Origin of the sequence: Pseudarthrobacter sp. NKDBFgelt (assembly GCF_046097905.1) — a bacterium.
Lineage (GTDB): Bacteria > Actinomycetota > Actinomycetes > Actinomycetales > Micrococcaceae > Arthrobacter > Arthrobacter polychromogenes.
In genome coordinates this window covers 1-18747 of the sequence record NZ_JBJURL010000005.1, presented here as the reverse complement: position 1 = coordinate 18747, position 18747 = coordinate 1, and the positions used below count along the sequence as shown (strand labels likewise).

Below are 18747 nucleotides of genomic sequence, written 5' to 3'. Positions count from 1 at the left end.
GCGCCCCCGGCGGGCCCTTGCCCAGGACTTCTGGAGAGTTCCTAGCTTTCCAGAACGGGGATGCCCAGCCGGGAGCAGACATCGGCGGGCCCCGGTATCACTGCAACTGTGTTGTCCACGACGCAGGCCCTCAGGTCCGGGACGAAGTGCCCGGGACCGAAGGTGTTGGGGAAAGCCGTGGCGGGGTTGCCTTGATCATCCGTTACGGTTCCTGTCGGGGCGGGAGCCGGGGCGGGTTCCTTGTAGCCCGGCGGAATAAGGTCGTCAGTGATTCCCCCCGGGTTCATCAGTCCCTGGTCCCAATTGAAGGCGCAAAGGCCCACAGGGTCCGCAATCTGCTGTTTTCCTGCCTGGGAGTCACCCTGCCGGGCTCCGGCGTCGTAGTCGAACCCCTCGTCCATGGCCCCGGCAAGGAGATAGGGCTGCATCCTGTCTCCGGGGGAATGGGGGGAAGGGTAGGTGGTGGTCAGGTCCGCGCGGTAGTAGCACCGGATGTCGCGTTTGTCCTCAACCGGTGCGAAGGCCACGTAAGCTACGGCCGCCGTCGAGCCTGCCAACGCCAGGCCGGCCAGGGACAACGCTACCGGCCTGCGCCACCACGGACTGCGGCGCGGTTGGGCCGCCGCTTCACGGACCACCGCGTCCCGCGCAACCTGGCGGGTTTCCGCAGGATACTGGATGTCTGAAAATTTCATGACTGCCTCGATTCCACAGGGTTGTTCTGCTCCAGCCGGAGCAAAGGTGAGACCGCAGCGGCGGCCCGCAACTTCTTCTTCGCCCGGTTCACGCGGGATCGGATTGTTCCAACGCGTACCTGGAGAGCCTCCGCTGCCTCCACGTACGAGCAGCCGTTAACTGCACACAGCAACAGCGCATCCCGTTCGCCGCCGGTAAGGTTCGTAGCGCCGTCAAGCAGGTCCTTCACCAAATTTTCCGCATCCACGCGGGCCGCGATTGCAGACGAAGGATCGGCCTCCACAGCAGCGTGCGGCAACCGCCTCAGGAACTGCTCGTGGCGGCGCACGGAGCGGGCACGGTTGCGTGCTGAGTTGGTGGCTACGCCGAGCAGCCAGGGAAGGAGCGAGTCCCGTTCCAGGACCAGCCGGCTGCGCTGCCGCCAGGCCTCAAGGAACGTGATGGAGACGAGGTCTTCGGCATCCTGCCAGGACCCGGTCCGGCTCAGGCAGTACCGGAATACGGCATCTGCATAACGGTCAAACAGTCCGCCCAGTGCTTCTGCCTCGCCCTGAATACACCTGTCCCACAGTTCCGCATCTGTTCCCCCAAGTTGTTCCATACCTCATAGTGTCCGGGAGTCCGCAAAAAGTTCCCTGTCACATTCTCTGGGCTGTTGCCATAGGACCGTCGCTAGGACCCTGTATGGAGGACCGAGCCGCGCAAATTCTTCTGGATGAGCTGCGGATCCTCGCTGACCACGGTCCAGTTCTTGCCGACGTTGACCGCGCGTTGCCCAGCCGGCCTCCAGAAATCCAGCTGCGCCTCCAGATGCAAGTCGTCGGTGTAGATCGCAAGGTAGGTGAACTCGCTGCAGCTTGCGGAGGAGGCAGAGAACTTGGAAGGAGGGGTGTCCAGCACCAGCTCCCGGCATACCAGGCCGGCGGATTCCACAGCTTCCTGCAAGTCGTCTATCGACTCGTACGTTCCGCCATCTTCCGGCGGGGCCGTGGCGTCAGAAGTAGAGCATGACGCCAGGAAGAGCACAAGGATAGCTGCGGCTGAGCCCGCAGTGAGTCGGTTCATATCTGGTCCCCATTCAGAATTGCCGCCGTTACCCCAGCCTACGTCGCCCCACTCACACGCCAGACGGTCAGGCCATCCCCGCGTACCGCTCAGATCGATTAGCGGCTCGCCCGATAGGAATGCCGGCCGGGGCAGTGGGGCGGTTCTACTCCTGGGCAGTCTTGATGGCGCCGCTGAGCTGGGTCCACCAGGTCATGGGTTCCGTCACCCTGAAGCGGCGGCCCGTGATGGTGTCCGGGGTGATGCGGACGAACACGTCCTTCTTGCCTGCCTGCCACGGGAAGAGGAAGAGCTGCGTTGTCTCCAGGACCTGTTCGGTGCCGGTGACGACGGCGGCCGTCCCCTTCACCACCACGCTCCAGGCCAGTCCGGTGTCAGGATCCACTCCGTCTGCTTCCACGGCCACCGCAGCGTCTTCCGAGGCTCCGGAGAGCTTGGTTCCTTCGCTCGTGCGGAACACGAGGGTGCCGCCGTCCACCGTGTAATTGATGGGGAAAATATCCGGCCGGCCCGAGACCAGGACGGCCAGCCTGCCGACGGACACGTTCCGGAGCATGGCCCAGCACTCGTGGTGTTCAAGATTCTGCACTTCAGATATCGGTTCGCCGCTCATGCCGCGAGCTTACCCTCACCAGGGGCTGGGTTTGTAGTCCTTGAGGAACACCCCGTACTGGTCTTCGCCGTTCTCGCCCATAACGATGGGATCGTAAACGCGGGCGGCGCCGTCCACGAGGTCCAAGGGTGCGTGGAACCCTTCCTCCATGAGCCTGACCTTGGTAAAGTGCGGACGCTCATCGGTGATCCAGCCCGTGTCCACCGCGGTCATCAGGATGCCGTCGCTGTCCAGCATCTCCTGGGCGCTGGTGCGCGTCATCATGTTGAGCGCTGCCTTGGCCATATTGGTGTGCGGGTGGCCGGGGCCCTTGTAGGCGCGGGAGAACTGGCCTTCCATGGCGGAGACGTTCACGATGTACTTGCGCCGGGCTGTGGAGCGCTTCATGGCGGCGCGCAGCCGGCTCACCAGCAGGAACGGTGCCGTCACGTTGCAGAGCTGCACCTCAAGCATCTCCAGGGGGTCAACCTCGTCCACCACCTGGGTCCAGCTGTTAATGGTGGCCAGGTCCGGAACCAGGCCGCCGGCGTCGATGGCCGTTCCGGAGGCAATCCGCTCCAATGATGCGGAACCGGTGGACAGCGCCAGGGACGTGATCGCGTCTCCGGCCAGGACAGGGTGCTCGGTGACGCTGCTGGCCAGCGCCAAGGGGTGCTTGTCATGCGCGTGGCCGAACGTCACCAGTTCCGGGCCGCCGTTGGCCTGCTCCAGGGCTGGCGGCAGGGGCTCGTCCTCGGCGTCCACCAACGGCTTGTAGGCATTGCCGGACCGGCGGACCGTCTGGGCCGCATTGTTGATGATGATATCCAGCGGTCCCGCCTCATTGAGGGAGTCCGTCAGGGCCATCACTTGGGCGGGGTCGCGCAAGTCGATGCCCACAATGCGGAGCCGGTGCAGCCACTCTCCGCTGTCCTCCATCGCGGCGAACCGGCGGGCGGCGTCCTTGGGGAACCGTGTGGTGATGGTGGTGTGGGCGCCGTCGCGCAGCAGCCGGAGCGCGATGTACATACCGATTTTCGCCCGCCCGCCGGTGAGCAGGGCGCGGCGGCCCGTGAGGTCGGTCCGCGCGTCCCGCTTGCTGTGGCTGAAGGCCGCACACTCCGGACACAGCTGATGGTAAAAGGCATCCACCTGGGTGTAGTGCTGCTTGCAGATGTAGCACGGGCGCGACCGGATGAGGTGTCCCGCGACCGCGCCCGTGGCCGAGGTGGCCAGCTTGTTGCCGCGGGTCTCGTCGTCGATGCGGTCGGGAGCGGCGGTGGCGGTCTGGGCAAGGACTGCCCGGTCTGCCTCGGAAATCAGGTCGCGCTTGGTGACCCGCCGGTGCCTCTTGACGGCCTTGAACATCTTCCCCGTGGCTCGCCGCACCGAGATGTAGTCCGGGTGCTCCTCGTCATAGGCGTGGATGGTGTTCAGGACCTTGAGGCAGGCCTGGATTTCCTCAGGGGTCAGATCGGGGGAGCTCATTGGACCGATTTTACAGCCTGGGACACTGCCGGCCGCACCTGTGCAGGCGGGCCGGCCCCCGGGGTGAAGCGCTAGATCCTGGCGCCGGGTGCGGCGTCGGCAGCGGCCGCAGCGTGTGTCTCGGCCACCCTGTCCACGGATTCCTGCAGGTCGGGATGCTGGCCTGCAGCTGCCTTCACCGCATTCGGGACAAGGTGGAGGTTCCGGGCAGCAAGCTGCCGCTCCTCGTCAGTGGGTTCGGGAACGGTCTGCCCCTTGGCGAGGACGGTAATGCCGGAATCGGTGACCTTGAAGCCGCGGGCACGGTCCAGGTCAGCGTCCAGCCCGATCGCCGCCCCTGCGGGCACCTTGACGTTCTTGTCGATGATGGCCCGGTTGACAACGGCGCCCGCGCCGATCTGCACCTTGTCCATCAGGACGGAGTCGATAACCCGGCTGCTGGTGGCCACGTAGACGTCGTTGGAGAGGACAGAGCCCTCCACGATGCCGCCGGAAATCACCACGCCGCTGGAGACGATCGAATCCAGCGCGGTGCCCACCGTGTTGTTCTGGCCGCGCACGAACTTTGCCGGCGGGGAGATGCTCTGCCTCGTGTAGATGGGCCACTCGGAGTTGTAGAGGTTGAAGACCGGCAGCGGGGAAATGAGGTCCATGTGCGCGTCGTAGAAAGAGTCGATGGTGCCCACATCCCGCCAGTAGGTGCGGTCACGCTCGGTGGAGCCGGGGATGTCGTTGAGGGTGAAGTCGTACACGTCGGCTTCGCCCTGGTTGACGAAGTAGGGGATGATGTCCCCGCCCATGTCGTGTTTGGTGTCCAGCCGCTCGGCGTCGACATGGAGCGCGGCCACCAGAGCGTCGGCGTCAAAGACGTAGTTGCCCATGGAGGCCAGGAACTGCGAGGGATCGGCGGCGAGGCCCGGAGTGCTTGAGGGCTTTTCCACGAACGCCGAAATCTTCTGCGGGTTGTCCTGGTCCACCTCGATCACGCCAAACTGGTCCGCCATGTGCAGGGGCTGCCGGACGGCGGCAACCGTCGCCTTGGCGCCGCTGTTGACGTGCTGCTCCACCATCTGGGCGAAGTCCATGCGGTAGACGTGGTCGGCGCCGACAACCACCACGATGTCCGGGTTGGCGTCGTGGATCAGGTTCAGGGACTGGTAGATGGCGTTGGCGCTGCCAAGGAACCAGCTCTTGCCCACGCGCTGCTGCGCCGGCACGGAGGCGACGTAGTTCCCGAGCTGGGTGGACATGCGCCAGGCTTCCGAAATATGCCGGTCGAGGCTATGGGATTTGTATTGGGTGAGGACCACGATTTGCAGGTAGCGCGAGTTCACCAGGTTGGAAATCGCAAAATCGATCAGGCGGTAGCTCCCGGCGAAAGGCACCGCCGGCTTCGCCCGGTCTGCCGTCAGTGGCATCAGTCTGTTTCCCTCGCCACCCGCGAGGACAATGGCCAGGACTTTTTTGTTCAACGGCATGATGGTCGCTCCTGTACGCCTTCGTAACTCCCCAAGACAGTCCGGTACGCCCGGACCCCTTCACACTAGAACAGTTAAGCTGGAAGGACTACCTTGGGTCTTGTGCGTATAGACATTGTGACCAAAGAGTTCCCGCCGGAGATCTACGGTGGCGCCGGAGTCCACGTGGCCGAATTGAGCAGGGTGCTTAGTAAGCATGTTGACCTGCAGGTTCGTGCTTTTGGGGCTCCCCGCGATACCGACTATCATGGCGCCGCCGTAACGTCCTACCAGGTGCCGGAGGACCTTGGCGGAGCTAACGCCGCGGTCCAGACCCTCGGTGTGGACCTGCGGATTGTGCCGGACGTGGAAGGCGCGGACCTGGTCCATTCGCACACCTGGTACGCCAACATGGCCGGGCACCTGGCTTCCCTGCTGCACGGTATCCCGCATGTCCTGAGCGCCCACAGCCTGGAGCCGCTGCGGCCCTGGAAGGCGGAGCAGCTCGGTGGCGGGTATGCGCTCTCGTCCTGGGTGGAGAAGACCGCGTACGAGGCAGCCGCAGCCATCATCGCGGTTTCGGAGGGCATGCGCCAGGACATCCTGCGCAGCTACCCGGACGTCGATCCCGAAAAGGTCCGGGTGGTCCACAACGGCATCGACGTCGAGATGTGGCAACGTGACGAAAATGACGACGCCGTCCGCGCCCTGGGCATTGACCCCGCCAAGCCCAGCGTGGTCTTTGTGGGCAGGAACACACGCCAGAAGGGCGTGCCCTACCTCCTCCGCGCAGCGGCCAAGCTGCCGGCTGACGTTCAACTGGTCCTGTGCCTGGGGGCCGCGGACACTCCCGAACTTGCTTCCGAAACGGCACGGCTCATTGAGGAACTGCAAAGCCAGCGGACCGGCGTGGTGCTGATTGAGCGGATGCTGCCGCGCCTCGAGCTCATCCAGGTGCTCAGCCACGCCACTGCCTTCGCCTGCCCCTCCATCTACGAGCCGCTCGGCATCGTCAACCTGGAGGCCATGGCGTGCGGCGCAGCAGTGGTTGCCAGCGCCACCGGCGGAATTCCGGAGGTGGTGGAGCACGGCCAGACCGGCCTCCTGGTTGGCCTTGAGCAGGTCACCGACGGCACCGGAACGCCCCTCGATCCCGAAAAATTCGTGACCGAATTCGCCGCAGCCCTCACCGAGGTGGTCTCCGACCCGGAGCGCGCCCGCGCTATGGGCCAGGCAGGCCGGCTGCGTGCCGAGAAGCACTTCTCCTGGGAATCCATTACGGAAACCACGCTCGAGGTGTACCGCTCCGTGCTCCCGGCCCGGAGCTAGCGAACCTATGTGAAGGACGGCCTAATGACGACGACGGCGCCGCTTCCCCCGCAAGGGGAGCGGCGCCGTCGTCGTTCATGACGCCAGGGGACGGTCAGTTCCGCTTGGCGGCGGCGGTCCTGGCCAGCAGCACCTTCTCGTCCACCGGGGCCTGGCCGCTGGCCCGCTGGCTGCGGAAGTAGGCCCGTGCCCCGTCCTGCCGTTCCTTCTCGGCGCCTGTTGCCACGGCGGCGCGCACATGGTCATCGCCATAACCGAACGCTTCCACGAGGTCCAGGGCGTGCGGCCGGATCTTCACCAGCAGCCTGTTGATGTATTCGCCCACCGTGCGGCCCCGCTGCATGGAGAGGCGCCCGTTCATGAGGTACCAGGACAGGTTCTTCTCGATCAGCGACAGGCCGAAGAGGTCCCGCAGCCAGGTCAGGACCATCCTGGTCCCGGGATCTTCCACCTCGCGGAGGGCGTCCGTGAAGGCCTCCCACTGCAGGAGCTCGGCGTGCGCCTGTGCGGCGTCGATGAGTTCGTTCTGGTGCCGGTTGAACAGCGCGGCGCCTTTCTCCTGCGAGAGCCTGTTGCTGCCCCTGAGCGAGCCCGCCGCCTCCGCCACCATGGTCTGGACACGGTCGGTGAGCAGCGCGCGCTGGCCCGCCTCGTCGCGGAGGGCGATGGCAGCCCGCTGCACCGAACCGGTGTCGGCCATGAACTGGGCAACCTGGCGCAGGCCGGTCCGGTGGATCGCGGCGCCGGTGGCCTGGCCCACCACGTAGCGTGCCATGACGCCGAAGTCCACGTTCCGGAACTCTTTGGCGTAATCAGCCAGGAGCCGCTTTGCCACCAGCTGCAGCAACACCGTGTTGTCACCTTCGAACGTGGCGTAGACGTCCAGGTCTGCCCGCAGTGAGGCGAAGCGGTTTTCGATCAGGAAGCCGGCGCCGCCGCAGGCTTCCCGGCATTCCTGCAGGGTGTCCAGTGCGTGCCAGGTGCTCAGCGCCTTCAGGGCGGCAGCCAGGGTTTCCAGGTCCTGGCGGTCCTCGTCCGTGTCGTGGGCGCCGGAGAAGACGTCGTCGAACTTCTCCAGCAGCTGTTCGTGGGCGAACCCGGCGGCGTAGGTGGTAGCGAGCCGCGTGAACAGGCGCCGCTGGTGCCGCTGGTAGTCGAGGAGGACTTCCTCGTCTGTATGAGAGGAGGCGTTGAACTGGCGGCGTTCCGTGGCGTAGCCAATGGCCGCTTTCAAAGCCACCTTGGACGCCGCCACCGCAGCGCCGTCGAGTGATACCCGTCCCTGGACCAGTGTGCCGAGCATGGTGAAGAACCGGCGGCCGGGGCTGGCAATGGGCGACGAATAGGTTCCGTCAGGAGCGACGTCACCGTAGCGGTTGAGGAGGTTTGTCCGGGGGATCCGGACGTTGGTGAAGTGCAGCCGGCCGTTGTCGATGCCATTGAGCCCGCCCTTGATGCCGTCGTCCTCGCCCCCGATTCCCGGCAGGAACTCCTTGGTCGCCGGATCCCTGAGGTCCACGTAGAAGGCATGGACGCCATGGTTTACTCCGCGGGTGACCAGCTGGGCGAACACCACGGCGCCCAGTCCGTCGGTGGCCGCATTGCCGATGTAGTCCTTCCAGGCGGCGCGGAAGGGGGTGTGCACCACGAACTCCTCCGTGGCCGGGTCATAGGTTGCGGTGGTCGCAATGCTGGCCACGTCCGAGCCGTGTCCCGTCTCGGTCATGGCGAAGCAGCCGGGAATGTCCAGGTTCATGATGCCCGGAAGCCACCTGGCATGGTGTCCGGCAGTGCCGAGGTGCATCACGGCAGAGCCGAAAAGTCCCCACTGCACCCCGGCCTTGATCTGGAGCGAGGGATCGGCCACCACAAGCTCCTCGAAGCCGGCGATGTTGCCGCCGTGGTCGTCAGAACCGCCCAGCGCTGCCGGGAACGCGCGGTGGACGGCTTCATTCTCCACCAGGTACCGCAGCTGCCCGAACACCCTCTTCCGGTGCTCGGTGTGCGTCAGGCCCTCGGTCTTGTGGAGTTCGGGGCGGGCGGCAAGCTCCCTGGCCTGGAGCCGGACATCGGCCCACTTACCCAGCAGTTGCCGGCCCAGTGCTTCCACATCAACGGCGGGCTGGGCCCGGGAAGGGCCCGGTGCCGGTTTGTCGGCGGCGGGGCGCTGCCCCTTGCCGGCTGGACGGTCCACTACTTCAGTCATGTCAATGTCCTTCGTTGGTGCTGACAGTGCTTATTGCTACGTGGTTTCAGGTGGTTGGTACGTTGGCTGCGGGTCGAGCTGGTGGTCCGGCGGGCAGTGCGGGGTCATCCCCGTGCCGACGGCGAGAGTTCGGGGGCGATGCCCACGCACAGCCAGGCCGTGATCTGCCGTGCCATCGCCTCCTGGCCGGGCTTGGCAGGGGAGTCCGGAGTACTGAGCCACTGTTCCCCGGCGTTCCTTACCAGTCCGATCGCCGCCTTGGGCCAGTAGCCGATGACCGACTGCTTACCGTCGCCCAGGTGCGACCTCATGGGGGTGGCAATCATGTCCGCCACCGCGTCAAAGAAGTGCCCGAGGGCACCGGACACTGCGCCCGAGGAACCTTCGGGGTCCCCGCTGCCGTACCGGGTGACGAACGTGTAGACGTTAGGGCTGGTGTCCGCCATCTGGAGGTAGGCGGAGACCATGGCCAGGAGACCTTCGCGCGGAGTGTCCGCGTTCTGGGCGGCTTCCTGGATCCGGCGCTGCATCTGGCTCAGGACAACTTCGCCCACAGCCTGCTGAAGCCCGGCTTTGTCGCCGAAATAGCGGTAGAACACGGACTTCGAGGTGCCGGCGGCGGCGGCGATCTCTTCCATGGAAGCGTCGCTGCCCAACACGTGCACTGCACGCCGTGCGGACTTGATCAGCTCCCGGCGGCGTTCCTCCCGGTGGCTCTGCCAGCGCGAAGAGCGCCCGTCAGGACTGCCGGTTGCCGACGGCACCATTGGGCCGCTTTCGTGGATGTTCACGATACTCAGCGTATCAGGTACGCTGGGTATCGGTAACCGCACGTGACCCGAGGAGATATCCATGTCCACTGACGGACAGTCCACCGCTGGACCCGAAAAAGCACGCAGCCTGGCTGCAGGAACCACTGACCTCCGCAGGGCAGTGATCGTCGGAGGAAACCGGATCCCGTTTGCCCGCGCCGGCAGCGCCTACGCAAAGTCCTCCAACCTGGACATGCTGACCGCGGCACTGGACGGGCTCATCGCCAGGTTCGGCCTGCAGGACGAGCGCATCGGGGAAGTGGCCGCAGGTGCGGTCCTCAAGCACTCCAGGGACTTCAATCTCACCCGTGAAGCCGTACTGGGCTCGGCGCTCTCCGCCGAGACTCCTGCCTATGACCTGCAGCAGGCCTGCGCCACCGGCCTTGAAACCGTGGTGGGCCTGGCGAACAAGATCAAGCTGGGACAGATCGACTCAGCAGTGGCCGGCGGTGTGGATTCCGCTTCGGACGCTCCCGTGGTGGTCAGCGAGGGCCTTCGCGACGTGATCCTGGACCTCAGCCGGGCAAAGACACTGCCGCAGCGGCTGCAGATCCTCAGCCGGCTGCGGCCCAAAGACCTGGCCCCGTTGGCTCCCGGGACGGCCGAGCCCCGCACCGGCCTGTCCATGGGGGAGCACCAGGCCCTCACCACGGCACAGTGGAAGATTTCGCGTGAGGCCCAGGACGAGCTGGCCTACAACAGCCACCGGAACCTCGCGGCAGCCTACGAGTCCGGGTTCTTCGATGACCTCCTCACGCCGTACCGGGGCCTGGCGCGCGACGGCAACCTCCGCGCCGATACGTCGCTCGAAAAGCTCGCTACCCTCAAGCCGGTCTTCGGCAAGAACCTCGGTGCCGACGCCACCATGACGGCCGGCAACTCAACGCCGCTGACGGACGGGGCCTCAACGGTCCTGCTGGCCTCCGAAACCTGGGCGGACGCCCATGACCTGCCCAAGCTTGCGGCCGTGGTGGACGCCGAGGCTGCCGCCGTCGACTTTGTCCACGGCAAGGACGGCCTGCTGATGGCTCCCGTGTTCGCCGTGCCCAGGCTGCTGGTCCGGCAAGGCCTCACGCTTGCGGACATCGACTTCTTCGAAATCCACGAAGCCTTTGCCGCCACGGTCCTCAGCACTCTGGCGGCCTGGGAGGACGAAGAGTTCGGCCGGACCAGGCTCGGCCTGGAGGGCGCCTTTGGCAGCGTTGACCGTTCGCGCCTGAACGTTAACGGCTCGTCACTGGCCGCCGGCCACCCCTTCGCCGCCACCGGCGGCCGGATCATGGCGTCCCTGGCCAAGCAGCTCCACGCCAAAGGCAGGACGGACGGCCGGCCCGCACGTGGCTTGGTCTCGGTCTGCGCCGCCGGCGGCCAGGGCGTCGTCGCAATTCTCGAATCGCTGTAGGGGACACAGATGACAGACAAGTACGCACAACTGGTACACCACGGCGTTGGCCGGAACGTGGCCAAAAGGCTCGGACTGCCCCAGCCCGCGGTTCTCCGCAGGTACCAGCCCGGGCAGCCCTTGATCACCGGCCCCGTCCTGGTGCAGGGAAATACCGCCGAAGCCGACAACCTGGCTGCCGAACTGCTCTCCTGGGACCTCGACGTCAGGCGGCACGCGGTACCCCGCGAAAAACTGGGTGCCATCATCCTGGCGCTGGACGAAGTAGCCGGCCCCGGGGATCTCGAAAAGCCCATCCTCACCGCAGCGGCCTCGCTGAGGGACCTCGCCCCCGGCGGCCGGGTGGTCACGGTGTCCCGGCCGGCGTCAGAGGCAGATTCCCCGGCCGCTGCGGCTGCCCGCCAGGGGATCGACGGGTTCCTGCGCTCGCTGGCCAAGGAACTGCGCGGCGGCGCCACTGGCAACGGCATAGTTCTCCGGGAAGGCGTCCAGGCAACAAGCGCAAGTTCCCTGGCCGCCCTCCGGTTCTTCCTCTCGGGCCGTTCCGCCTTCGTGGACGGGCAGTTCATCACCGTGTCCAGCACCTCCGGAGAACCCGCCCGCGACGTTGACCAGCCGCTGGCAGGCAAGATTGCCGTTGTGACCGGAGCTGCCCGCGGCATCGGCGCAGCCATTGCACGCACCCTGCACCGTGACGGCGCCACGCTCATCCTTGTCGACGTTCCGGCCGCCGGTGACCAGCTGGCAGCCGTGGCGAACGAGGTCCGGGGGACAGCCCTGCAGCTGGACATCAGCAGGGACGACGCCGGGCAGCGGATCATCGGGCACGCGGCACAACGCCACGGTCGTCTGGACATCATGGTCCACAATGCAGGCATCACCCGGGATAAGCTCCTCGCCAACATGGACCACTCGAAGTGGAGCTCGGTGATCAGCATCAACATCACCGCGCAACTCCGGATCAACGAAGCGCTGCTTGCGTCTGAACACTTCCGGGAATCCCCGCGTATTGTGTCTGTTGCTTCCACCAGCGGCATCGCCGGCAACAGGGGGCAGACCAACTACGCGGCGTCCAAGGCAGGGGTAATGGGAATGGTCACGGCCAGCGCTCCGCTCCTGGCATCGCACGGGGGCAGCATCAATGCGGTGGCCCCGGGCTTCATCGAAACCGAGATGACGGCACGGATCCCCTTCGCCGTCAGGGAGATCGGGCGGCGGCTGAATTCGCTGCAGCAGGGCGGCACGCCAACGGATGTTGCGGAAACCATCGCGTTCCTGGCAAGCGACGCCGCCGCGGGTATCAACGGGCAGGTCCTGCGGGTATGCGGGCAGAACATGGTGGGGGCATGACCTCCGCCCAGCCGGTCATTCTGGGGGAGATGCCGTCGCTGTCCAAACTGTACGTCAACGCCGCAGCGCAGGCCGCACGCCGCCGGCTCTTGGGCGCCCATGAGGGCACTGCCCTGCCGGCTGAAAGCCATGAAGTGCGGGGCGTCGCCGTCGACGTTTCCACCCTCACCGCGTACCAGCACCTGATCGGTGAAACAGCCAGTGACGTGCTGCCTGCCGGGTTCATCCACGCCCTCGCCTTTCCCCTGGCCATAAGTGTGATGAACAGGGACGATTTTCCCCTGCCGTTGCTCGGTATGATCCACCTTCGCAACAGTGTGGAGCAGCGGATTCCCGTGTTCTTCACGGACGCCCTGGACATCACCGCCAGGGTGGAGAACCTGCGTGGGCACCGCGCGGGCACACAGGTGGACGTTATTGCCGAGGTCCGCCGGGCTGGAACAGCCGAGGTCTGCTGGCTGGGAATCTCCACGTACCTTGCCAAGGGAGTCTTCCTGCCGGGCATCGACAAATCGTCCCCGGCTCCCGACCGGGCGGAATTCAAGGCACCTGATCCCACGGCCCTCTGGCACCTCGGTGTTGATACCGGCCGTGCCTACGCGGCAGTGTCCGGCGACTTCAATCCCATTCACTTGAGCGTTCTCTCCGCCAAGGCATTGGGGATGCGACGGTCCATAGCGCACGGCATGTACCTTGCCTCAAGGGCGCTCGCCGATGTGGGCCCGTCCCGGGGTGATTCCTTCGCCTGGGACGTGGACTTCGACGCCCCGGTGTTTCTTCCCTGCCGGGTTGCCTTGGAGATCACAACAGTAGAGGGCCCTGCCGGAGCGTGGGGCAGGTCCGACTTCGTGGCCTGGAATCCCCGCTCAGGGAGGCGCCATTTCCACGGTTCAGTGAGCGCCCTCTAGGAAGCTGACCGGACAGCCCGCAGGATCCGGTGGAGGCTCAGGAGGACCGATTCGGACGCAGGGACCATGCCCTGGTCCGGCTGCCTCCCGGCGGTGGCTGCGAGGCAGGCTTCCACCGCCGACCTGGCCGCCTCGAGCTTCTCCTCCTGTGTGGCCGAATCATCCTCGCTGAACGAGCGCAGAAGATCACCCGCCGACTTCAGGGCGTCAGCCAGCGGGGCGTTGTCCTGCAGCGGCACCCCGTACGGCACGTCGCTCTCATAAATGACATCCGACAACACGTCCGTAATGTCCTGGATGTGGAAGGTCACCCGCTCCAGTTCGCGCAGGTTGCGGTAGTCGAGGTCAACATCGCGGGGGTGGAGTTTGCGCCGCGGGTTTGCCCGGCGGCTGGCGTCCGCTTCCTTGACGAGATGCCGGACTGAGCGGGCAGCGGCCGAGAGCTCGTCCGAACGGCGCGACCAGTCCTCGTGCTTGGGCGGCCACTCTTCCAGAAGTGCCTTGCCCATGTCAGTGAGCTGTTTCCCGAGGGCGATCCGCAAATCGTCAAGGCTGGCTGCCGCGGCATTGAAGTGCAGCGGTGGGAAAATCAGGAAATTTACGCCGATTCCCACAGCGACGCCGGCACCCATCTGGACGAGGTATCCGAAGGAAAAATCGTCCGGATTACTGCCGCCGATCAGCAGGACCAGCAGCGCCGCCGTCGGGATCCAGTCACTGCCCTTGCCAATTCCGGGAAGGCCCCCCAGCAGCACGCCAATGCCCATGATCAGGGCCACGGCAAGGGGCGATGGATCCGTCACGTTGACCAGCACGAACGCAAGGCCGATGCCCATGGCAAGGCCGGCAAGGGCCTGCAGTCCCTGCTGTATGGAGCCGGCAACATTGTGGTACATGGCCACCAGCGCGCCCAGCGGTGCGTAGTAGGGATACTGGGCAGCCACTCCCGGCATCAGCGGAGCGATGAGGAACGCCACTCCGGCAGCAACTGCCGCTTTTGCCGCCAGCTGGAGCCGTTGCGTTGCAAAGGCCGCAGACAGCCCCGATACCGCCTGTTTGAGGAAAATGGTCCCCTTGGCCCAGCGGGCATCCGGGCGTACTTTCGGCTTGATCATCCGGACAACGTTACGGGCGACTTACGGTTGCGGACAAAGCTGCTGGTCAAGCGTCCGCGCCGGCACGGGAGCAGGAAGGTTCAGGACAAGTCCGCCGCCGATCGGCGTACTTCAGCTGCCAGTCGGTGTGCACGGCCCGGTGTCCGGCCGTCCTCCTGCCGCTGCGGGATGTAGCCGAACCCCAGCCCATAGGCCGGGTCCGCAAACCCGAGGGCGGCGTTGGCGCCCTCATGCCCGAACGCCCGGTGGCTGCCGAAGTTGCGCGACGGGTGCGGTTTCATGAAGACAACGGCGAACGCGTTGTCCAGGCCGGAGGAGCGGTCAAGGCCCCACACTTGTTCCCGGGACATGAGGTCAACGGTGGCAGCGTTGAGGAACGGTGTCCCTCCGTTGGTGCCCGTGGTGGCCGCGGCGTAGAGGCGGGCCAGGCCTTCAGCGGTTCCCACCCCTCCGGCCGCGGACATTCCTGCGGCCCGCACGGAGCGGATGTTGGGGAGTTCCATGATGGTGCTTGCGGGGGCGTTGCTGTTCAGGCCTCCAAGGCTGAGTGGATCCATCCAGGGTTGCTCCGGGCTGGCCGAATAAAGGACGTTCCGGTAGCGGGAGTCCTGTTCCTCCGGCAGGCCGAGGAAAAAGTCGACGCCGAATGGACCCCGGATCCGCCGGCCATACACCTCTTGCAGCGTTTCTCCGGCCGTGCGGCGGCACAGTTCCTCCATGATGATCCCGATGGTGAGCGCGTGGTAGCCGAACTGCCTGCCGGGCTCCCAGGCCGGGGCCTCTGCGGCGAGCCGGGCAGCGGCGGCCGGGGTGGTGAACTCTTCCAGGGGGAAGCCGCCTTCCACGCCCATGAGCCCGGCCTGGTGGGATAAGGCCTGCCGGACCAGGAGCTGGTCTTTTCCATGCACCCCGAACTCCGGCCAGTAGTGTGCCACGGTCTGGTCCAGGTTCAGCAGTCCGTCTTGTACCAGCAGTCCGATCACCATGGCGGCCACGCCCTTGGAACAGGAATACGCCCCTGTCACGGAGTCCGGAGCCATGTCCGGCCCGCCGGACAGCCCCACCACCTGGACGCCGTCCTTATACGCGGCCAGTTGCGCGCTGTACTGCGGGTCATCGCGAAGGAATGAGTCGAACAGTTCCAGGACGCCGCCGTATCCGGGCGCCACAAAGCCGTGTGATGTCTGCATGGCGCAATTCTAGCCGGAAAGCGCTTACCGAGCGGCGCCGACTATTGTTCCGGAGCAGCCCCGTGGCCGGGCGCCACTTGCTCGCCCTCTTTGACGGGTCCGGGCGGGGTGCCGTCTCCAAAGGGCCGGCCGCCAAGTGCTTCCCGGCCGTGGGCTTCCAGCCAGCCACGCAGGTCCGGTCCCGCAGGAACGATGCCGGTGGGGTTGATGTCCTCATGGACGACGTAATAGTGCTGCTTGATCTGCACGAAGTCGATGGTGTCCCCAAAGCCGGGGGTCTGGAAGAGGTCCCGGGCGTAGCCCCAGAGGGCGGGCATTTCGTTGAGTTTCTGGCGGTTGCACTTGAAGTGGCCGTGGTAAACGGCGTCGAAGCGGGCCAGCGTGGTGAACAGCCGGACGTCCGCTTCGGTGATGGTGTCGCCCACCAGGTAGCGCTGCCTCGAGAGCCGGTCTTCCAGCCAGTCAAGCGCGGACCACAGCCGGGCGTAGGCGGCGTCGTAGGCTTCCTGGGACCCTGCAAAGCCGCAGCGGTATACCCCGTTGTTGACCTCGGTGAACACGCGCTTGTTGACCTGGTCGATCTCCTCCCGCAGAGTCTCCGGGTACAGGTCCGGCGCCCCCGGGCGGTGGAACTCCGTCCATTCGGTGGCGAAGTCCAGGGTGATCTGCGGGAAATTGTTGGTTACCACGGCGCCGCTGGCCACGTCCACGATTGCCGGGACGGTGATGCCCCGCGGGTAGCCAGGAAAACGCCTGAAGTAGGCATCCTGGAGTCTTCCGATACCCAGGACCGGGTCCACGCCTCCCGGATCGAGGTCAAAGGTCCACGATCGCGCATCATGGGTGGGGCCGGGCTGTCCCAGGGAAATAGCGTCCTCCAGGCCGAGCAGGCGCCGGACAATGACAGTCCTGTTCGCCCAGGGGCAGGCACGTGCGGCGATCAGCCGGTAGCGGCCCGCCTCCACGGGCCAGCCGGGCTCGCCATTGCTGCCCGGGGAACCATCCTTGGTGATGCGGTCCTCGATGTAATTGGTATCACGGTTGAATTCCGCTCCACCGGTGACATAGGCGCCGCGGGTACTGTGCTCTGCGCCGCCCCCCTCGGTGGCCTGCTGGGTGGTGTCCGTTTCCTGGCTCATGGGACCAGCCTATGCTCCCGCATACAGGACTGTGGAGATGGGCTGCCAGGCCCACAGCCAGGAGCCCGCCACCAGTGCTGCGAAAAGGACGATCCAGACTGCTGAGGGAATCGACGTGGCGCGCCACAGCAGGTAGGCGTCAGAGCTGGCCAGCCGTTCCCGCCGGCGCAGGTGAAGGTGCGCCAGCTTGATCAGGTCGCGCACGGCGGCCACCAGCAGTGCCACACCCAGGATGACGGCCACATGCCCTACGAATGACGTCGGAACCAAAAGGATGAGAAGCACTGTCACCGCGATCGCGGTGACAGTGATGAGGATGCCGGCAAGATTCCGCAGGAACAGCAGCGAGGCAGCCAGGGCCAGGCCACCGGCCATGATGGCGGCCGGGCCCCAGCCATTGAACCCGCACCAGACAAACGCGGCACCTACGATTGCCGGGACCGGATACCCCCAAAAGCATGACCATGCGCTGGCGAGCATGCTGCGGCTGTACGTGGTGGTGGTTCCAGAATGGTCGAGGCGGAGCCGGATGCCCGAGAGCCGCTGGCCACTGAGCAGTGCTGCCACCGCGTGCCCCATTTCGTGCGTTGCCGTGGCCAGCAGGCCGAAATACCTCCACGAACGCCGCGGAACTGACAGGGCTGCAGCTACCACCAGAGCCAGCACCAGCTCGGTAAGAGTCACGCTCGGGGAGTCCGCGCGGCTGAACGCGTCCAGCAGTCTGGTCCAGAGGTCGCCGGGTATGTTCATCGAGGCCAGGTGCCGGCCTTGTCATCGTGTTCCATACGCGCCACAGTACCGGGGCCTCCTGGGTGCCGGCTTAAAACCGAAAGGCACGCCAACGTCAGGGCGCGCCTTAGGATCGGTGGGGCCACGGATGTTCCCGAAGCCCCACGTCGACTGTATTAACTAGCCTTCGCACTCGGTGCAGTAGCTGTGGCCATCCTTCTGGCGAGCAATCTGGGACCGGTGACGGACCAGGAAGCAGGAGTAGCAGGTGAATTCATCTTCAGCCTGCGGGATGACCTGTACCACGAGCTCTTCGGCCACGAACTCGCCTCCGGGCACGCCTGCGCCGTCGAGCCCGTCAGCCTCATCCAGCTCAAGCACAACGCTGCGTGCATCGGGAGCATTTGCTGACTGGAGCTGCTCGAGTGAGTTGTCCTGCGATTCCTTGACGTCGGAGCGCAGTTCATCGTAATCGGTTGCCACTTTAGGTGCTTCTCTTTTCTTTGGTTCGCCTGTCGCGTATGAAACGTACAGCATCACGAGGCTATTCCCCAATAGCCGGAGTATGTTGGGCGTCCGCTGGGTAAGGGTTGAACGGACGCAGTCCGCGGTTAATCACCGCAGCATGTGGGTGCCGGCCAGTGGAGGACGCAACGGACGGAGGCGTTCCCCACACTATGAGTAAGGGGTAAACATGGAGCAGCTCACCGCAGAGTTCGGTGGTTCGCGGCGGACAGGTACCGGCGTTGGCCCTGTCCTGGAAAAATTCCAGGACGTGACGAGGATCGCTGTACTGCGGGGCGGAGGCCTGGGCGATCTCGTCTTTGCCCTCCCTGCCATATCCGCCCTCAAAGCGGCATATCCCGACGCATCAGTCACCTTGCTGGGCACGCCTGTGCACCAGGCACTGCTTGCCGCCACCACAAGTCCCGTAGACGAGGTGTGCATCCTTCCGTTTGCTGAGGGCGTCCGTCCGGGGCAGGAGAACGCGGACGAGCTGGAGGTGTTTCTTGACGATATGCGGGGACAGGGGTTCGACCTGGCCGTCCAGCTCCACGGCGGAGGGCGCTACTCAAACCCGTTCCTCCTTCGCCTCGGCGCGCGGCACACGGTGGGCACACGGACGGCGGACGCCGCCAGCTTGGAGCGTACCGTTCCCTACCTCTATTACCAGCACGAGCCGCTAAGGGCACTGGAAGTGGCCGGCCTGGCCGGCGCCTTCCCCGTCGACCTGGAGGCCCGCCTGGCGCCCGCGCCGGGACTGGCCCG

At 65.6% G+C, this 18747-nt stretch carries 18 protein-coding genes; 5 read left to right on the top strand and 13 right to left on the bottom strand.

Features of this window, described 5'->3' with window-relative positions; genetic code table 11:
- Positions 1-41 precede the first annotated feature (41 nt).
- From ACKAE7_RS02270 to glgC, 6 genes are all read right to left on the bottom strand, one after another.
- Positions 42-695, bottom strand: coding sequence for a hypothetical protein (locus ACKAE7_RS02270; RefSeq protein WP_408978409.1), 654 nt, complete (start codon positions 693-695; stop codon positions 42-44).
- Positions 692-1297, bottom strand: a complete 606-nt coding sequence (locus ACKAE7_RS02265) for an RNA polymerase sigma factor (protein WP_188808931.1) — start codon at positions 1295-1297, stop codon at positions 692-694. The genes ACKAE7_RS02270 and ACKAE7_RS02265 overlap by 4 nt, the downstream gene beginning before the upstream one ends.
- Before the next feature lie 71 nt (positions 1298-1368).
- On the bottom strand, positions 1369-1761 hold the full coding sequence (locus ACKAE7_RS02260; RefSeq protein ID WP_408978408.1) for a hypothetical protein: 393 nt from the start codon (positions 1759-1761) through the stop codon (positions 1369-1371).
- A 145-nt stretch (positions 1762-1906) separates the two neighbouring features.
- Positions 1907-2374 carry a pyridoxamine 5'-phosphate oxidase family protein gene (locus ACKAE7_RS02255; RefSeq protein ID WP_104187199.1) on the bottom strand — a complete coding sequence of 156 codons (468 nt, stop codon included), beginning with the start codon at positions 2372-2374 and terminating at the stop codon, positions 1907-1909.
- A gap of 15 nt (positions 2375-2389) precedes the next feature.
- Positions 2390-3841 carry an SDR family NAD(P)-dependent oxidoreductase gene (locus tag ACKAE7_RS02250; protein ID WP_188808928.1) on the bottom strand — a complete coding sequence of 484 codons (1452 nt, stop codon included), beginning with the start codon at positions 3839-3841 and terminating at the stop codon, positions 2390-2392.
- Positions 3842-3912: 71 nt separating this feature from the next.
- Positions 3913-5319, bottom strand: a complete 1407-nt coding sequence (gene glgC / locus ACKAE7_RS02245) for a glucose-1-phosphate adenylyltransferase (RefSeq protein ID WP_408978407.1) — start codon at positions 5317-5319, stop codon at positions 3913-3915.
- A 102-nt stretch (positions 5320-5421) separates the two neighbouring features.
- Here glgC and glgA point away from each other — a divergent pair, with 102 nt between their 5' ends.
- The gene (gene glgA / locus ACKAE7_RS02240; protein WP_408978406.1) at positions 5422-6627 is read left to right on the top strand and encodes a glycogen synthase; all 1206 of its coding nucleotides are present in this window, start codon (positions 5422-5424) and stop codon (positions 6625-6627) included.
- Positions 6628-6721: 94 nt separating this feature from the next.
- Here the strand turns inward: glgA and ACKAE7_RS02235 are convergent, their stop codons facing one another.
- Complete coding sequence (locus ACKAE7_RS02235; RefSeq protein ID WP_188808926.1) at positions 6722-8833, bottom strand: acyl-CoA dehydrogenase; 2112 nt, start codon at positions 8831-8833, stop codon at positions 6722-6724.
- A 104-nt stretch (positions 8834-8937) separates the two neighbouring features.
- Positions 8938-9600 carry a TetR/AcrR family transcriptional regulator gene (locus ACKAE7_RS02230; protein ID WP_188809059.1) on the bottom strand — a complete coding sequence of 221 codons (663 nt, stop codon included), beginning with the start codon at positions 9598-9600 and terminating at the stop codon, positions 8938-8940.
- Positions 9601-9685: 85 nt separating this feature from the next.
- Between ACKAE7_RS02230 and ACKAE7_RS02225 the strand changes: the two genes are divergently transcribed.
- From ACKAE7_RS02225 to ACKAE7_RS02215, 3 genes are read left to right on the top strand one after another with little or no spacing between them, the layout of a single operon-like run.
- A complete protein-coding gene (locus ACKAE7_RS02225) occupies positions 9686-11047 on the top strand; it encodes an acetyl-CoA C-acetyltransferase (protein ID WP_408978405.1) in 1362 nt (453 codons plus the stop codon).
- 9 nt (positions 11048-11056) lie between these two features.
- Positions 11057-12397 (top strand): 3-oxoacyl-ACP reductase, encoded by a 1341-nt coding sequence (locus ACKAE7_RS02220; protein ID WP_408978404.1) that lies wholly within the window; start codon positions 11057-11059, stop codon positions 12395-12397.
- On the top strand, positions 12394-13305 hold the full coding sequence (locus tag ACKAE7_RS02215) for a MaoC/PaaZ C-terminal domain-containing protein (RefSeq protein WP_188808923.1): 912 nt from the start codon (positions 12394-12396) through the stop codon (positions 13303-13305). The genes ACKAE7_RS02220 and ACKAE7_RS02215 overlap by 4 nt, the downstream gene beginning before the upstream one ends.
- Here the strand turns inward: ACKAE7_RS02215 and ACKAE7_RS02210 are convergent.
- The 5 genes from ACKAE7_RS02210 to ACKAE7_RS02190 form a co-directional block, all read right to left on the bottom strand.
- Positions 13302-14420, bottom strand: a complete 1119-nt coding sequence (locus ACKAE7_RS02210) for an aromatic acid exporter family protein (protein ID WP_190611685.1) — start codon at positions 14418-14420, stop codon at positions 13302-13304. The two genes, ACKAE7_RS02215 and ACKAE7_RS02210, sit on opposite strands and share 4 nt — an antisense overlap.
- An 80-nt stretch (positions 14421-14500) precedes the next feature.
- Complete coding sequence (locus tag ACKAE7_RS02205) at positions 14501-15610, bottom strand: serine hydrolase domain-containing protein (protein ID WP_408978403.1); 1110 nt, start codon at positions 15608-15610, stop codon at positions 14501-14503.
- Between the two features lie 41 nt (positions 15611-15651).
- A complete protein-coding gene (locus tag ACKAE7_RS02200) occupies positions 15652-16749 on the bottom strand; it encodes a glutathione S-transferase family protein (protein ID WP_188808920.1) in 1098 nt (365 codons plus the stop codon).
- Positions 16750-16758: 9 nt separating this feature from the next.
- Positions 16759-17499, bottom strand: a complete 741-nt coding sequence (locus tag ACKAE7_RS02195) for a M50 family metallopeptidase (RefSeq protein ID WP_408978402.1) — start codon at positions 17497-17499, stop codon at positions 16759-16761.
- Positions 17500-17658: 159 nt separating this feature from the next.
- On the bottom strand, positions 17659-17961 hold the full coding sequence (locus ACKAE7_RS02190) for a DUF4193 domain-containing protein (RefSeq protein ID WP_066275770.1): 303 nt from the start codon (positions 17959-17961) through the stop codon (positions 17659-17661).
- Positions 17962-18172: 211 nt separating this feature from the next.
- Here ACKAE7_RS02190 and ACKAE7_RS02185 point away from each other — a divergent pair.
- Positions 18173-18747 (top strand): glycosyltransferase family 9 protein (locus ACKAE7_RS02185; protein ID WP_408978401.1); only part of this gene is annotated, 575 nt, incomplete at its 3' end.

Excerpts from the sequence above, each read along its gene's own strand:
- ACKAE7_RS02270 (WP_408978409.1), bottom strand. The coding sequence starts at position 695 with ATGAAATTTTCAGACATCCAGTATCCTGCGGAAACCCGCCAGGTTGCG.
- ACKAE7_RS02265 (WP_188808931.1), bottom strand. The coding sequence starts at position 1,297 with ATGGAACAACTTGGGGGAACAGATGCGGAACTGTGGGACAGGTGTATT.
- ACKAE7_RS02260 (WP_408978408.1), bottom strand. The coding sequence starts at position 1,761 with ATGAACCGACTCACTGCGGGCTCAGCCGCAGCTATCCTTGTGCTCTTC.
- ACKAE7_RS02255 (WP_104187199.1), bottom strand. The coding sequence starts at position 2,374 with ATGAGCGGCGAACCGATATCTGAAGTGCAGAATCTTGAACACCACGAG.
- ACKAE7_RS02250 (WP_188808928.1), bottom strand. The coding sequence starts at position 3,841 with ATGAGCTCCCCCGATCTGACCCCTGAGGAAATCCAGGCCTGCCTCAAG.
- glgC (WP_408978407.1), bottom strand. The coding sequence starts at position 5,319 with ATGCCGTTGAACAAAAAAGTCCTGGCCATTGTCCTCGCGGGTGGCGAG.
- ACKAE7_RS02235 (WP_188808926.1), bottom strand. The coding sequence starts at position 8,833 with ATGACTGAAGTAGTGGACCGTCCAGCCGGCAAGGGGCAGCGCCCCGCC.
- ACKAE7_RS02230 (WP_188809059.1), bottom strand. The coding sequence starts at position 9,600 with ATGGTGCCGTCGGCAACCGGCAGTCCTGACGGGCGCTCTTCGCGCTGG.
- ACKAE7_RS02225 (WP_408978405.1), top strand. The coding sequence starts at position 9,686 with ATGTCCACTGACGGACAGTCCACCGCTGGACCCGAAAAAGCACGCAGC.
- ACKAE7_RS02220 (WP_408978404.1), top strand. The coding sequence starts at position 11,057 with ATGACAGACAAGTACGCACAACTGGTACACCACGGCGTTGGCCGGAAC.
- ACKAE7_RS02215 (WP_188808923.1), top strand. The coding sequence starts at position 12,394 with ATGACCTCCGCCCAGCCGGTCATTCTGGGGGAGATGCCGTCGCTGTCC.
- ACKAE7_RS02210 (WP_190611685.1), bottom strand. The coding sequence starts at position 14,420 with ATGATCAAGCCGAAAGTACGCCCGGATGCCCGCTGGGCCAAGGGGACC.
- ACKAE7_RS02205 (WP_408978403.1), bottom strand. The coding sequence starts at position 15,610 with ATGCAGACATCACACGGCTTTGTGGCGCCCGGATACGGCGGCGTCCTG.
- ACKAE7_RS02200 (WP_188808920.1), bottom strand. The coding sequence starts at position 16,749 with ATGAGCCAGGAAACGGACACCACCCAGCAGGCCACCGAGGGGGGCGGC.
- ACKAE7_RS02195 (WP_408978402.1), bottom strand. The coding sequence starts at position 17,499 with ATGAACATACCCGGCGACCTCTGGACCAGACTGCTGGACGCGTTCAGC.